The organism is Mesorhizobium sp. B2-4-12 (assembly GCF_006441575.1).
GTDB lineage: Bacteria > Pseudomonadota > Alphaproteobacteria > Rhizobiales > Rhizobiaceae > Mesorhizobium.
The window spans coordinates 36,231-50,267 of the sequence record NZ_VFVC01000044.1; the positions used below are offsets into that span (position 1 = coordinate 36,231).

Genomic DNA, 14,037 nt, shown 5'->3' on the forward strand with positions numbered 1-14,037 from the left:
CCAACTACATTTGTCTGACAATAGATAAAAAACAGGAACGCAGGCACGACGTCATCGAAATCAGCCACGACCACAAACCTTGGGAGGAGCATGACATGAAGAAACTGTTCGTCTTGGGCACCCTGGCAGCGGTGCTCGCAGCCGGTACGGCTTTGGCCGATACCAGCGGCAAGAAAATCGCATTCTCCAACAATTATGCCGGCAATTCATGGCGGCAGGCGATGCTCGACAGCTATGGCATCGTCACCAAGAAGGCGGTGGACGACAAGATCGTCGCTGCCGCCGATGTCTTCACCACCGCCGACAAGGAAGTGCCGACGCAGGCGGCACAGGTGCAGAACCTGATCCTGCAGGGCTATGACGCCATCGTCATCAACGCCGCCTCGCCGGACGCGCTCAACGGCGCCATCAAGCAGGCCTGCGATGCCGGCATCGTGGTCGTCTCTTTTGATGGCATCGTCACCGAACCCTGCGCCTACCGCGTCGTCGTCGACTTCAAGGACATGGGCAAGCAGGAAGTCGAGCACATGGCCAAGTTCCAGCCGAAGGGCGGCAACCTGCTTGAAATCCGTGGCCTTGCCGGCACTTCGATCGACGATGCCATTCACGCCGGCATCCTCGAAGGTGTCGCCGCTCATCCCGAATTCAAGATTGTCGGTTCGGTCACCGGCGACTGGGACCAGACCACCGCCCAGAAGGCGGTGGCGACCGTCCTGCCGTCGCTGCCCGACGTCGTCGGCATCGTCGACCAGGGGGGCGACGGCTATGGCGCCGCACAGGCCTTCGCCGCAGCCGGCAAGCCGCGCCCGACCATCATCATGGGCAACAGGCAGGACGAGCTGAAGTGGTGGAAGGAGCAGAAGGACAAGGACGGCTACAAAACCTGGTCGGCATCCATCGCGCCCGGCGTGTCGTCGCTCGCCTTCTGGGTGGCACAACAGGTGCTCGACGGCCGCAAGGACATTCCGCATGACCTTCTGGTGCCGTATCTGGCCTTCACCCAGGACGATTTCGAGGCAGCCCTGCCGAAGATCAAGGAGGGCGGCGTCGCCACCCACGAATACAGCCAGGAAGACGCCATCGCGGCCATCAAGGCCAACATCAAGTGAAATCGCGGCAGCGTTGCCGTCCATATCGCCGAGCGGATATCGTTGAGCATGGCCGAAAGCAACGCCGACATCATCAGACTGAACGGCGCCGAAAAACATTTCGGCGCCGCCAATATTGACATTGTAAGACTTGACGGTGCCGAAAAGCATTTCGGCGCCGTCAGGGCGCTCAGCGGGGTGGATTTCCATGTCGGCCTTGGCGAGTGCGTCGGCCTTGTCGGCCACAACGGCGCCGGCAAGTCGACCTTGATGCACATGGTGGCCGGCACCTCGACGCCCGACAGCGGCAGGATCGGCGTGCATGGCGGCATCGAGGAGAACTACTCGGTGTCGAGGGCACAGCAGCTCGGCATACGCTGCGTATTCCAGGAACTGTCGCTGTGCCCCAATCTCGACGTCGCCGAAAACACGCGCATCAACCACGCCTCACTCGCCGGCTTCGGCTGGCGCCGCAGGGCGGCGGAGCTGATCGCCGGCAAGCTCGACGAGATCTTTCCCGGCCACGGCATCTCCGCGTCCGACATTGTCGGCGACCTTTCGATCGGTCGGCGCCAGATGGTCGAGGTGGCGCGCGCCTTCACGGTCACGCAGGACCGGCTCGACCTCGTCATCCTCGACGAGCCGACGTCGTCTCTCGACGCCCATACCGCTGGCCAACTTCTGGCCTTCGTGCGCCGCTTCGTCGCCAGCGGCAAAAGCTGCATTCTCATCTCGCACGTGCTGGGCGAGGTATTGAGAAATGCCGACCGCATCGTGGTGATGCGCGACGGCAAGGTGGTGGCGTCGGAAGCCGCGGGTGCCTTCGACCGCGACCGGCTGGTGGCGGTCATGGGCGGGGCGGAAGCCCGCCAGAAGATGGCGGCCGAAATAGTGGCCAAGCCAGGGGCCGGTCCGCTGCGGGTTCGGGCGCGTCCCGCCGTGCAGAAGGACGGCGTTGACCTCGTAGCCCGCGCCGGCGAGATCATCGGCCTTGCCGGGCTGGCCGGCCACGGCCAGACCGACCTGCTGCTGGCGATCTTCAATGCCGCATCACACGCCAGGGCCGGCGTCGAGGTAACGGCACCAGTGGCGCTGGTCGCCGGCGATCGCCAGTCGGACGGCATCTTCCCGCAATGGTCGATCGCGCAGAACATCGGCATCCGCTCGCTGGCCCGCCTGCGCAACGGGCTGCTGATCTCGCCGCGACGCGAGGCCGAGCTCGCCGCGTCGTGGCAGAAGAAGATCGGCATCCGTACGCCAGACATGAACAACAACATCTTTTCGCTTTCGGGCGGCAACCAGCAGAAGGCGCTGTTCGCGCGCGCGCTGGGCTCCGATGCCGGGATCGTGCTGATGGACGATCCGATGCGCGGCGTCGACATCGGCACCAAGCTCGAAGTCTACGATCTGGTGCGCGAGGAAGCCCGGCGCGGCCGCACCTTCCTCTGGTACACAACGGAAACCGAAGAGCTGGACAATTGCGACCACATCTATGTCTTCAAGAACGGCCGCATCGTCGCCAATCTCACGCGCGACGAACTGAGCGAAGAGAAGATCATCCAGTCCTCCTTCGGCGACGCGGCCTGAGATGACGGCGGCAACTGTGGAAACCGGTCTCAAACCATCCGCGGCGCGCGGGAGCGCGGCACGTGCCCGACTGCTGCGCGGGCTTCTGCCAGCGCTGTCGCTGGTGCTTGTGCTGCTCGCCATCGCCTGGCTCAACCCGCGTGCGATCAGCTATTTCGGCTTCAGCCTGATGCTGAACCTGGCGATCCCGATCGCGCTGGCAACGATAGCGCAGATGTTCGTCATCGCCGGCAACGAACTCGACCTGTCGATCGGCACCTTCGTCGGATTTGCCGGCTGTGTCACCGCGACATGGCTGAAGGACGCGCCGCTGATAGGTGTCGCCATCCTGCTCGGGTCGATCGGCATCTATGCGCTGCTCGGCGCGTTGATCCATCTACGCAATCTGCCGTCGATCGTGGTGACGCTGGGCATGAGCTTCGTCTGGCAAGGGTTGGCGATCCTGGTGCTGCCCAAACCAGGCGGAAAGGCGCCGGATTGGCTGCTGGCGATCCTGTCGTTCAAACCGCCCTTCGTTCCTTTCCCGATCATCGCCGCGCTGCTGATTGGGCTCATCGTCCATTTCGACCTGATGCGTACCTCCTACGGTGTGATCCTGCGCGGCTCCGGCGGCAATGCGGCAGCCCTTCGGCGCGCCGGCTGGTCGCTGCTCAAGACCAAGGTCGTGCTGTTTGCGCTCGCCGGCGCGTTCGGTGTGCTGTCCGGCATGGCGCTGATCGGCATCACCACGTCGGCCGACGCCAATATCGGCAATGGCTACACGCTGCTTTCGATCGCCGGCGTCATCCTCGGCGGCGGTGAATTCGTCGGCGGCCGGGTCTCGCCGATCGGTGCCGTGATCGGTGCGCTGACGCTGGCGTTGGCCGCATCTCCGCTGCTCACCTTCATGCACATCCCACCCGACTGGCAAGTGGCCGCAAACGGCGCCATCCTCATCATCGTGCTGGCGGCGCGGGTGCTGATCAGCCGCAGGGAGAGGTGAGCGATGACATTGGTGAAGTCGCTGGCCGCCAAGCCCTGGATCTGGTCCTTTCTCGGCGCGCTGCTGGTGTGGCTGGCGACGATCGCCTTCACCGGCGGCTATGGCGCCGGCGGCATGGTCACGGCTGCCCTGTCGCTTGCCGTGTTCACGGTCATCGTCGGCATTGGCCAGATGTTCGTCATCACGCTCGGGCCGGGCAATGTCGACCTGTCGCTGCCGGCCAATATCGGCCTTGCCAGTGCCGTCGCCATGAAGGTGATGGGCGGCAGCGATTCCATGATCGTGGTCGGGCTGATTGCCGCGCTGGCTTGCGGTGCCGCAATCGGCGCGGTGAACTACCTGTTGATCTGGGCGTTGCGCATCCCGCCGATCATCGCCACGCTGTCGGCCAGCTTCATCATCCAGTCGGTCGACATCAGCTATGGGCGCGGGCTGCAGATCAAGCCGCCGCCAGGCTTCGCCGATTTCACCAATTGGCAAATTCTCGGCATTCCGGTGCTGGCAATGCTGACCGTGCTGTTCACCATCGGCGCCGGCATAGCTTTGCAGCGCATGATCTATGGTCGCTCCGTGCTGGCGATCGGGCAGAATATCCGCGCCGCCTGGCTGGCCGGCATCAATGTCGGCCGCATCCGCTTCCTCACCTACACTCTGTCGGGCGCGCTCGGCGGCATCGATGGCGCGCTGCTCGCCGGCTATTTCCGCGGCGCCAATGTCGATATCGGCAATGAGTACCTGCTCGCCTCGATCGCCGTCGTCGTCATCGGCGGCACGTCGGTGGCGGGTGGCAAGGCCAACGTGCCCGGGGTCTGGGGCGCCGCACTGTTCCTGGTGCTGCTGCTCACAATGCTCAACACGTTCGGCGTGAGTGCCGGCGTGCGGCTGCTACTGACGGGGCTGATCATCGTCGGCGTCATAACGGTGGCAGGTGGCGAGAAGGCGGTGCGCTGAACCGCGCCTTCGTCATCCTCGGGCTTGACCCGAGGATCCATGCGGCTACATCGCTACGGAACGCAGCGGAACAAAACTCTGCAGCGCCGTGACGCCTTGAGGTCGCGGCATGGATCCTAGGGTCTACGCCGCGTCGCTGCGCTCCTTGCTCCGCCCTAGGATGACGAAGTATGGGAGGTTCGGCAAAACGGCAACGTATCGAACTGCTCACACTTCACCGCTCACCCGCAAATGCCGCGCCAGCATTAGCCGCAATTCCTCCAGCACGCCGTCACGCAGTCTTTTTTCGCCAACCAGTGCCAGCGGGATGCGCATCAACTGCGGCACGATGACGGCGAGCCGCTCGGCCTGACCCAAGGGGAGCGGCGGTTCGGCCTGCGCGAACAGGGCGGCGATCTGCTCACGCCGACGGGCCCGCATCTTGCGCCGCCAGGCTTCGTCGCCGGGAAGATCGAGCAGCGCGGAATAGGCCGGGTGCGTGGCGAGAAAATCGCCAAGCAATTCGAACAGCGCATCGGCGATGGCTGCCGGCGCCAGGCCCATGGCGCGTTCCTGCAAGGCGTCAAGCTGCGTGGACAGGCTTTCCGCGTTCTCGGCCAGAATGGCTTGCGCCAGGGCCTCCTTGGTCGGGAAGAACAGATAGAGCGTGCCGATGGCCGCGCCCGCGCGTGCGGCAATCTCGGTCATCGTCGTGGCGTCGAAACCCTTCTCGACGAACAGCGCTGCCGCGCTCGCCATCAGTGCCGCGACCCGTTCGCGCCCTCTTTTTTGCTGCGGTGCACGCGGATTCGCGACCGAAAGCGCGTCGCGTCTACCCGAATTCATGCAACGCGCTTCCGGTCTTTGTTTTGATGCATGTCGTTATCCCAAAACCGAGCTCACTTTTGGGCGACATGCATAAGGCTCTTGCTTTTTCCGAGGCCATCCTCATATTTCCAAACCTGAGACTATCCTCATATATAGCACTGGCGGCAACCGCGCCAGCACCGTCGAGAGTTACCATCATGAATACCACCGTTGACAGGCGCCCGCAGAGCCACAAATGGATGGTTCTGAGCAACACCACGCTCGGCATGCTCGCCGCCGCCATCAACGGGTCGATTCTGCTGATCAGCCTGCCGGCGGTGTTTCGCGGCATCGGCCTCAAGGCGCTCGACCCGGGCAACATCAATTACCTCCTGTGGGCGATCATCGGCTACATGATCGCCACGGCGGTGCTGGTCGTTGCCTTCGGCCGGCTTGGCGACCAGTTCGGCCGGGCGAGGATGTACAATCTCGGCTTCGCCATCTTCACCGCCGCCTCGATCGCGCTCAGCCTGCTGCCCGGCCAGGGCGACTTCGCCGCGATGTACCTGATATCCGTGCGCATCATCCAAGGCATAGGCGGCGCGCTGATCATGGCCAACTCCACGGCGCTGCTCACCGATGCCTTTCCGGAAAACGAACGCGGTTTCGCGCTCGGCATCAATGTGGTGGCGGCCATTGGCGGCCAGTTCGTCGGTCTGCTGATCGGCGGCCTTCTGGCCGACACGGACTGGCGGCTGGTGTTCTGGATCAACGTGCCGTTCGGCCTCGTCGGCACGATCTGGGCGTACATGAAGCTGCACGACGCGCCCAACCGCTCGACGCATACGATCGACTGGCTCGGCAATATCAGCTTCGGCCTCGGCCTGGTGCTCATCCTCACCGCCATCACCTATGGGCTGCAACCCTATGGCGACCAGGTAATGGCCTGGACCAGCCCGAAAGTGCTTGTCCTGTTTGCCATCGGCTTGATCTCGCTGATCGCCTTCATCTTCATCGAGCAGCGTGTGACGAAGCCCATGCTCGACCTGAAGCTGTTCCGCATTCCAGGCTTCGCCTATGGCAACATCGCCAACCTCGCCTCGGGCATCGCGCGCGGCGGGCTGCAGTTCATGCTGATCGTCTGGCTGCAGGGCATCTGGCTGCCGCTGCATGGCTATTCCTTCGAGGAGACGCCGCTGTGGTCGGCGATCTTCATGCTGCCGCTGACGGTCGGCTTCCTCATCGCCGGCCCGGTGTCCGGCTATTTCTCCGACCGGGTCGGCGGCGTGCCCTTCGCGGTCGGCGGCATGGTCGTGGGCGCGGCGAGTTTTATCGCGTTGATGGCCTTGCCGGCCGACTTCTCCTATACGGTCTTTGCCGCGCTCCTGTTCCTCAACGGCCTTGGCTCCGGCCTGTTCGTGGCGCCGAACTCTACGCAGATCATGAATTCCGTGCCGGCGCGCGAACGTGGCCAGGCCTCGGGCATGCGTGCGACGACGACGAATGCCGGACAAGTGCTGTCGATCGGCCTGTTCTTCAGCCTGATGATCCTGGGCCTTGCCGCCAGCCTGCCGCAGAGCATGGAAGCCGGCCTTCTGGCGCAGCATGTGCCGGAGGCGGTGGCGCACCAGATCGCCAACATGCCGCCGGTCGCCAGCCTGTTTGCCGCTTTCCTGGGCTACAATCCGATGGGCGAGCTGATCCCGGCCGATGTGCTGCATGCGCTGCCGCAGCAGAGCATCGACACGCTGACCGGCCACGCCTTCTTCCCGGAGCTGATGTCGGGACCATTTAAGCACGGGCTGGTCTTCGCCTTCACCTTCTCGGCGATCCTCTATCTGGTCGCGGCTTTTGCCTCTTGGCGCGGCGGGCGCACCGCCAGCGACGCCATGCCGGAGATGATGGCAACGGAGGCCGCCGGTCGGCACTAATCGTTGTGCCAGACTGGAGGCCGGTTCCCATCCGCGTCATGGCGCTATAAATCCCGTTCAAGCGGCGGCCAGCCGCTCACCGTTGCTGGGAGGTTTTTGCGTGTCCGATTCCCTGAAGGTCAGCCGCGACGGCGATGTCGCGATCGTCACCATCGACAACCCGCCGGTCAACGCGCTGAGTTTTCATGTCCGCGAGCCGCTGATGCAGGCGTTGGTTGCCTTGCGCGACGACGCTTCGGTTGCCGCGATCGTGCTCGCCTGCGCCGGGCGGACTTTCGTAGCCGGCGCCGACATTACCGAATTCGGCAAGCCGCTGCAGCAACCAGACCTGCGCGCCATCGTGGCCTTGCTAGAAACCATCGCCAAACCGACGGTCGCCGCCATCCACGGCACCGCGCTCGGCGGCGGGCTGGAACTCGCGCTCGGCTGCCATTTCCGTGTCGCCGACGCTGGGTCCAAGCTTGGCCTTCCCGAAGTGAAGCTCGGCCTGCTCCCGGGCGGCGGCGGCACGGTGCGGCTGCCGCGGCTGGTCGGGGCGGTGAAGGCGCTGGGGATGATCGTTTCCGGTACGCCGATCGGTGCCGATGAGGCGCATGCCGCCGGTCTCGTCGATGCGGTCTTCGAAGGTGACCTGACCACGCATGCGGTGAATTTCGCCCGGGAAATCGCCCGCAAGGGTGGTCCGTTCACGCCGGTGCGCGATCGCGATGATCTGCTCAGGGAAACCGACTTGGCGACATTCGATACCGAGGCGGCGAACCTCGCCAGGAAAGCGCGGGGTCTGGAAGCGCCGGTCGCCTGCGCGCAGGCGGTGCGCAATGCCGTCACGTTGTCCTTCGACGAGGCGCTTGCGGCGGAGCGGGCGCTGTTCGTAAAACTCGTGGCGAGCGACCAGTCGCGGGCGCAGCGCCATCTGTTCTTCGCCGAACGCGAGGCGGCAAAGCTTCCGGGCAAGGACATCGTCAAGCGCAGGATTGCCCGCGTCGGTGTCATCGGCGCCGGCACGATGGGCGGCGGCATCGCCATGGCCTTCGCCAATGGCGGTTTTCCCGTCACCTTGCTGGAAGCCAGCCATGAAGCCTTGCAGCGCGGCTTGGGCACGATCGAGAAGAACTACACCGTCTCCGTCTCGCGTGGTTCGCTGAGTGAAGAGGCCAAGCGGCAGCGCCTCGCCCAGTTCAAGGGTTCCACCGACTACGCCGATCTCGCCGATTGCGACCTGATCATCGAGGCGGCGTTCGAAGACATGGCGGTCAAGAAAGAAATCTTCGGCAAGCTCGACGCGGTGGCCAAGGCGGGCGCGATTCTCGCCACCAACACCTCCTATCTCGACATCAACGAAATCGCCGCCTCGATCTCGCGCCCGCACGATGTGCTCGGCCTGCATTTCTTCTCGCCGGCCAATGTGATGAAGCTCTTGGAAATCGTGCGGGCGGAAAAGACCGCGCCCGACGCGCTGGCGACATCCGTCGATCTGGCACGGCGGATCGGCAAGGTGGCTGTCGTCGTCGGCGTCTGCCATGGTTTCGTCGGCAACCGCATGCTGGCCGCGCGTGGCTCGGAATCCGAAGCGCTTCTGCTGGAAGGCGCGACACCCAGCCAGATCGACAAGGCCTTCACCGATTTCGGCTGGCCGATGGGGCCGTTCCAGATGGGCGATCTCGCCGGCCTCGACATCGGCTGGCGCAATCGCAAGGCGCGCGGCCAGACGGCCGTGATCGCCGACACGCTGTGCGAACGGGGCCGTTTCGGCCAGAAGACCGGCCGTGGCTTCTACCTCTACGAGGCCGGCGCACGGGCGGGCGTTGCCGACCCCGAAGTGGAGGCGTTGATCCGCGGCAAGGCGGCCGAGCAAGGCATTGCGCCGCGTGCGATAAGCGCCGAAGAAATCATCGAGCGCACGCTCTATCCCCTGGTCAACGAGGGAGCGAAAATTCTGGAGGAAGGGATCGCGGCCCGCGCCTCCGATATCGATGTCGTCTGGATTAACGGCTACGGCTTCCCTGTCGGCAAGGGCGGCCCGATGTTCTGGGCCGGGCTAGAAGGGCCGGCGCGGATCGTCGAAAGGCTTGAGTACTGGCACCAGCGGACCGGCGGGCCAGTTTTCGAGCCTGCGCCGCTGCTGAAGCGAATGGCCGAAACCGGCTCCTGGGACGGTGGCGCGGCGGGCTGAGCTCGTTTCCAACGATTTGCATCGCCGCCTCGCTCTCAGCGACGGCCTATTGCTTCCGTCTCGCGCGCTTTGATCGAAGCGATCCAGGCGTAAAAGGACACTTATTTACGGTCGGCAGGATTTCCGAACGCGGGATCGCGTGGCCGCGAATAGGTATCGATACGCGGCAGGTCGTCCGAGAATTCCACCCAAGGCAGTCTCAGGCGCCAATAGGCGTGCGCTTGCGGACTGAACCGCTCCGGATGGTCGAAAAAGCCTATCGTGACGTAGACTTCGTCGCTCAGCCCTTCATCGCGATAGGCGATCGAGGAACCGCAATCTCCGCAGAATGTTCGCACAATGCCCTTGGTCTTGGAGAATTCCTTCGGCCGGCCACGAGTGAGCCGCACCTGATGCGGACGGTAGCCGACCCATACGGTCAATGGGCTGCCGATTGCCCGGCGGCAATCGTCGTCATGGTCGGTGCAGACCCAGAACGGCTCGCCTCGCATCTCGGCGGCAATTGCCCCGCAAAAACAGGCGCCCGTTTCAATCCTGCCGTCCATCTCGTCGCTCCGATTGTAAGACCGCCAGCCCCGTGTCGACCAACGGAACAACCATCCTCGCTGGCCGAGGTTCCTGTTGCTTGCCTTCGAAAGGAAAGCCGGTGTGGCCTGGACGTGCTTGCGGCCGCCGGTCGCGCGGAGCCAGCTGTCGGGATAGGGATACCACCATTCCTGGATCGCCGGCTTGTGCTCGATCACCACCTTCGGGCGGCGGAAGGCATCCAGCCCTGGCGGCCGAGTTCATGGCCGAGTCCGGATGCTTTCCAGTCGCCGAGGGGTAGCGCGTCATTGTCGATCAGGGGATTAACAGACTGACGGAGGAGAATCTGCTCGACCGCGCGCCGGGCAATCCTGGCTGTTCCGCCGCGCACCAGACGATCCGGAAGCCCAAGCTATGAGTTCCGCCTGCTCCTCGAGGCGGCGGCGATCCTGACGCCCGGCTTCCGGCTGGGCGGGACGCGGGCCGTGGCGTTGCGCCAGGGCGTGGAGGCGCAGGCCGCGCTGCCGGACGCCGCGTTCGATGCGCGAATTCCAGTGGCTGGACATCGATTTTCACGGCATGATCGCCGAGGGCTGTGCCAATCGTTTCCTCACCGATGCGCTGTCGGATCATCTAAGGTTGCGCCGGCTGCCGGGCATTATGCCGGGGTCAATGTGTTCCGCCTGAAGCAATCTTTGCGCGAACACCTGAACATACTCGACCATCTCGAAAACCGGCAGTATGAGATGGCTGCCGATCTGCTTCGTATCCACCTGCGGCTCTCCCGCAGCCAGCGATCGCAAGCGGCCAGCCGCGGCGCCCCCGCGCTGTTCGGCATGATCAGCCGGCCCGATTGAAGAGGAAATAATTGACGCGCAAAGCCAGTCCGACCATCGCGCTGTTTCCCGAAGCCAGTTTCGGCGCGGCGTTGAATTGCGTCGGCATTGCGCGGTCGTTGCGTGCGCGGGGCGCGCGCTTTTGCGAGGCGCTACGCTTCGGCATGCCGTCGCTGATCATGCTCTATTGCAGGGACGGCCATGACAATGCGTGGCGCGCCGGAGAGACCGGCGTCGGCGACCATATCGGCCGTGACGGCTGGACAGAAGGAGTATGGAGAGAGCCATTGTCGGCCTCCTGGCCGACGACGCCATGCGCGCCCCTGAGGGACAATGCAGCCCGGATGGCGCTGGAACCCGGAACGGATTTGGCCGCGCAAGCCATACTCTCTCTGATACGGAATTGAACGAAATGCTTGACAAGAACACCAACACCTCGCTCTCCGGCGGCAACGATCCCAAGGCCTGGCTGGCGCAGCATGGCATCAATGAAGTCGAATGCCTGGTGCCCGACATGAACGGCGTGCTGCGCGGCAAGGCGCTGCCGACGGCGAAATTCCTGAAGGCGCTGGAGGACCGCGCGCTCTATCTGCCGAGCAGCGCCTTCCTGGTCAGCATCGACGGCCGCTATTCCGGCTCGATCGACGAGGGTTTCGCCTATTCGGACCCGGACATGCGCATGGTGCCCGATGTCTCGACGCTGTGCCTGGCGCCCGGCGCCGGGCCTGGCAAGGCCTATGTCTTCGCCGACGCCTTCCACATGGATGGCAGGCCATGGATGGCCTCGCCGCGCCATGTGCTCAGGGCCGTGCTCGACCTCTACCGGCAGCGTGGCTGGCGGGCCGTCGTGGCGCCGGAGCTTGAATTCTACCTCACCGCGCCCAATCCCGATCCGGACAAACCGCTGACCGCCCCGGTCGGCGCCAATGGCCGCGCCGAGGGCGTGCAGCACCCCTATGACATGGCGGCACTCGAGGAGTTCGAGCCGGTGATCAGGCGCGTCTATGACTATGCCGCGGCCGCCGGGCTGCCGCTCGACACGCTGATCCACGAATCGGGCACGGCGCAGCTGGAGATCAACCTGCTGCATGGCGACGCGCTGCCGCTGGCCGACCAGGTGCTGCTGTTCAAGCGGCTGACGCGCCAGGCCGCGCAGCAATGCGGCATGCACGCCACCTTCATGGCCAAGCCGATCGCCGCGCAGGCAGGAAGCTCGATGCACCTGCACATGTCGATCGTCGACGAGGTTGGCAACGCGCTGTTTGCCGGCACCGATGACGCCGACACCGAGATGTTCGGACACTTCATCGGCGGGCTGCAGAAATATGTCCCCGAAATCATGCCGCTGTTCGCGCCGAACGTGAATTCGTATCGCCGCATCCGGCCGAACCACAGCGCGCCAGCCAACATCGAGTGGTCGCATGACAACCGCTCCTGCGGCTTGCGCGTGCCCGCCGGTGGCCGTGCCGCGCGGCGAGTCGAGAACCGCCTGCCGGGCGCGGATTGCAATCCCTATCTGGCGATCGCCGGTTCGCTGCTCGCCGGCTATCTCGGCGTCGAACAGAAACTGGCGCGCTCGGCCGAGGCGTCGGGCAATGCCTACAAGATCAAGAGCACGCTGCCGAAGACCATGGAGGAGGCGCTCGACCGCTTCACGGCTTGCGAGCCGGTGCGGACGCTGCTCGGCGAGGATTTCTTCCAGACCTATCTGCGCGTCAAGAGCGTCGAGCTCGACCTGTTCCAGAGCGTGGTGACGAGCTGGGAACGCGACCACCTGCTGTTGAAGGTGTGATCATGGCATCTTCGACGGGTTTCAATTCCGGTCTCGATATCGGCAAATCCTACTATGTCGCCACCGCCAATCCGGCGCCGGATCATGCAGCGCTCGTGGGCGATGTCGACGCCGACCTGGTCGTCGTCGGCGGCGGCTGCACCGGCCTGTCCGCCGCCCTTCACGCCGCCGAGCGCGGCCTGAAAGTGATGCTGCTCGAAGGCGGCAAGATCGGCTGGGGGGCGTCGGGGCGCAATGGCGGCCAGATGATCCCCGGCCTGCGCAAGGGCGCTAAGGGCCTGGTCAAGCTCTACGGGCCAGAGCGGGCGAAGATGCTGTTCGACCTGGCCTTCGAGGCGCGCGGGCTGGTGCTCGACATCATCGAGCGCAACGCCATCGATTGCGACCTCAGGCTGACCGGCCATCTGGTCGGCGCCGTCAACGGCTCCGATCTCAGGGATTTGGAAGAGGAGGCCGGGTGCCTCGAGAGCGTGATGAAATTCCGCGACGTCGAGATATTGTCGGCGGCGGAAGCTCGGGCCAAGGTCGACACACCCTATCATGGCGCGATGTACGAGCCGCTTGGCGGCCACATGCATCCGTTGAACTTTACGCTCGGCCTTGCCCGCGCGGCGGTGACCGCCGGCGTCACCATCCATGAAAATTCCGTGGCGGTGAAACTGGAGCGTGAGCCTTCGATCCGGGTCTCGACAGCAAACGGCTCGGTGCGCGCAAAACATGTCGTGCTGGCGGGCGACGCGTTGCTCCACGGGCTGGAGCCGCGCGTCAACAGCCGCATCATGCCGGTCGGAAACTACATCGTCGCCACCGAGCCGCTGGAAGGCAAGCGCAACGTCATCCCGGCCAACGTCGCGGTGTCCGACACGCGCTTTGTCGTCAACTATTACCGCATGTCGGCGGACGGCCGCCTGCTGTTCGGCGGCGGCGAGCGTTATACGCCGTCACCGCCGGCCGACATTGCCGGCTTCGTGCGGCCGCATGTGGAAGGCACCTTTCCGCAGCTCAAGGGCTGCCGCATCGATCATGCCTGGGGCGGACTGGTGTCGGTGACGACATCGCGCCTGCCGCATGTCGGGCACTATGGCGAGGTCTATTTCGCGCACGGCTATTCTGGCAAGGGCGTCATCCTGTCGACGCTGTCGGGCAAGCTGCTCGCCGAAGCGATCACCGGCGACGCCTCGCGGCTCGACCTGTTTTCGATGCTCACGCCGATGCCGTTCCCGGGTGGAACGGCGCTGCGCGGCCCGCTCTATGTGCTGGGAATGCTGTGGTACGCGATGCGGGATAGGATCAAGCATTGAGGTCGCTTAGCGTCGCCATTTTGAGGAGAGGCTGGAGGGACAGCGCCCCCCTCTGTCCTGCCGGACATCTCCCCCACTTGGGGGG

At 64.6% G+C, this 14,037-nt stretch carries 11 protein-coding genes and 2 pseudogenes; 10 read left to right on the forward strand and 3 right to left on the reverse strand.

Annotation, left to right across the window (positions count from 1 at the left end; translation table 11 throughout):
- Nucleotides 1–95 precede the first annotated feature (95 nt).
- Genes FJ934_RS22395 through FJ934_RS22410 form a run of 4 tightly spaced genes read left to right on the forward strand, consistent with a single transcriptional unit; the run spans nucleotide 96 to nucleotide 4,608 of the window.
- Nucleotides 96–1,109 carry an ABC transporter substrate-binding protein gene (locus FJ934_RS22395; RefSeq protein WP_140612521.1) on the forward strand — a complete coding sequence of 338 codons (1,014 nt, stop codon included), beginning with the start codon at nucleotides 96–98 and terminating at the stop codon, nucleotides 1,107–1,109.
- Between the two features lie 48 nt (nucleotides 1,110–1,157).
- On the forward strand, nucleotides 1,158–2,675 hold the full coding sequence (locus tag FJ934_RS22400; protein WP_246671595.1) for a sugar ABC transporter ATP-binding protein: 1,518 nt from the start codon (nucleotides 1,158–1,160) through the stop codon (nucleotides 2,673–2,675).
- A 1-nt stretch (nucleotide 2,676) separates the two neighbouring features.
- Nucleotides 2,677–3,657 (forward strand): ABC transporter permease, encoded by a 981-nt coding sequence (locus FJ934_RS22405; protein ID WP_140612523.1) that lies wholly within the window; start codon nucleotides 2,677–2,679, stop codon nucleotides 3,655–3,657.
- A 3-nt stretch (nucleotides 3,658–3,660) separates the two neighbouring features.
- Complete coding sequence (locus FJ934_RS22410; RefSeq protein WP_140612525.1) at nucleotides 3,661–4,608, forward strand: ABC transporter permease; 948 nt, start codon at nucleotides 3,661–3,663, stop codon at nucleotides 4,606–4,608.
- Nucleotides 4,609–4,815: 207 nt separating this feature from the next.
- Here the strand turns inward: FJ934_RS22410 and FJ934_RS22415 are convergent, their stop codons facing one another.
- On the reverse strand, nucleotides 4,816–5,433 hold the full coding sequence (locus FJ934_RS22415; RefSeq protein ID WP_140612527.1) for a TetR/AcrR family transcriptional regulator: 618 nt from the start codon (nucleotides 5,431–5,433) through the stop codon (nucleotides 4,816–4,818).
- Between the two features lie 179 nt (nucleotides 5,434–5,612).
- On the opposite strand from FJ934_RS22415, the gene FJ934_RS22425 reads away from it, so the two are divergent.
- The gene (locus tag FJ934_RS22425) at nucleotides 5,613–7,325 is read left to right on the forward strand and encodes an MFS transporter (protein ID WP_140612529.1); all 1,713 of its coding nucleotides are present in this window, start codon (nucleotides 5,613–5,615) and stop codon (nucleotides 7,323–7,325) included.
- Nucleotides 7,326–7,425: 100 nt separating this feature from the next.
- Nucleotides 7,426–9,498, forward strand: a complete 2,073-nt coding sequence (locus FJ934_RS22430; protein ID WP_140612531.1) for a 3-hydroxyacyl-CoA dehydrogenase NAD-binding domain-containing protein — start codon at nucleotides 7,426–7,428, stop codon at nucleotides 9,496–9,498.
- Between the two features lie 101 nt (nucleotides 9,499–9,599).
- Here FJ934_RS22430 and FJ934_RS22435 read toward each other — a convergent pair whose 3' ends face one another.
- Both FJ934_RS22435 and FJ934_RS28510 read right to left on the reverse strand, forming a co-directional pair.
- Complete coding sequence (locus tag FJ934_RS22435) at nucleotides 9,600–10,043, reverse strand: GFA family protein (RefSeq protein ID WP_140612544.1); 444 nt, start codon at nucleotides 10,041–10,043, stop codon at nucleotides 9,600–9,602.
- A 111-nt stretch (nucleotides 10,044–10,154) separates the two neighbouring features.
- Nucleotides 10,155–10,348 (reverse strand): annotated as a pseudogene (locus FJ934_RS28510) (aldehyde dehydrogenase); the annotation flags it as partial.
- A gap of 160 nt (nucleotides 10,349–10,508) precedes the next feature.
- Between FJ934_RS28510 and FJ934_RS22445 the strand changes: the two are divergent.
- The 4 genes and pseudogenes from FJ934_RS22445 to FJ934_RS22460 all read left to right on the forward strand — a co-directional run bounded on the left by FJ934_RS22445 (nucleotide 10,509) and on the right by FJ934_RS22460 (nucleotide 13,952).
- Nucleotides 10,509–10,880 carry a hypothetical protein gene (locus FJ934_RS22445; RefSeq protein ID WP_246671596.1) on the forward strand — a complete coding sequence of 124 codons (372 nt, stop codon included), beginning with the start codon at nucleotides 10,509–10,511 and terminating at the stop codon, nucleotides 10,878–10,880.
- A 119-nt stretch (nucleotides 10,881–10,999) separates the two neighbouring features.
- A pseudogene (locus FJ934_RS22450) lies at nucleotides 11,000–11,266 on the forward strand (glycosyl transferase family 1); the annotation flags it as partial.
- A gap of 5 nt (nucleotides 11,267–11,271) precedes the next feature.
- A complete protein-coding gene (locus tag FJ934_RS22455) occupies nucleotides 11,272–12,651 on the forward strand; it encodes a glutamine synthetase family protein (protein ID WP_140612533.1) in 1,380 nt (459 codons plus the stop codon).
- 2 nt (nucleotides 12,652–12,653) lie between these two features.
- A complete protein-coding gene (locus FJ934_RS22460; protein WP_181165725.1) occupies nucleotides 12,654–13,952 on the forward strand; it encodes an FAD-binding oxidoreductase in 1,299 nt (432 codons plus the stop codon).
- Nucleotides 13,953–14,037: the final 85 nt, after the last annotated feature.